Origin of the sequence: Pseudomonas sp. 2822-15 (assembly GCF_002742515.1) — a bacterium.
Lineage (GTDB): Bacteria > Pseudomonadota > Gammaproteobacteria > Pseudomonadales > Pseudomonadaceae > Aquipseudomonas > Aquipseudomonas salomonii.
The window spans coordinates 1-262 of sequence record NZ_LJRY01000344.1 but is presented as its reverse complement, the minus strand read 5'-3'; the positions used below and the strand labels follow the sequence as shown (position 1 = coordinate 262).

Below are 262 nucleotides of genomic sequence, written 5' to 3'. Positions count from 1 at the left end.
GGTTATTATAGAATGTTTCAATTCCAGAAGCTGATGTTGATCCAGCTGCATTGGTATGGATACTAATGAAAATATTCGCTTTAGCGTTATTTGCTATATTTACCCGTTGCGTTAATGAAGGGTATGTGTCTGTGCGACGGGTCATAATAACATTTGCCCCAGCTTCTTTTAACTTCGCTTCAAGTCGTAAGGCTACATCTAGTACGATCTCTTTCTCAACCACACCATTTGCAGATGCTCCTGGATCTGATCCACCATGTCC

The 262-nt window shown here is 41.2% G+C and carries 1 protein-coding gene; it reads right to left on the bottom strand.

Features of this window, described 5'->3' with window-relative positions; translation table 11 throughout:
* A partial coding sequence (locus AOA59_RS28445; RefSeq protein ID WP_143522849.1) for an N-acetylmuramoyl-L-alanine amidase occupies positions 1 to 262 on the bottom strand: 262 nt, incomplete at both ends.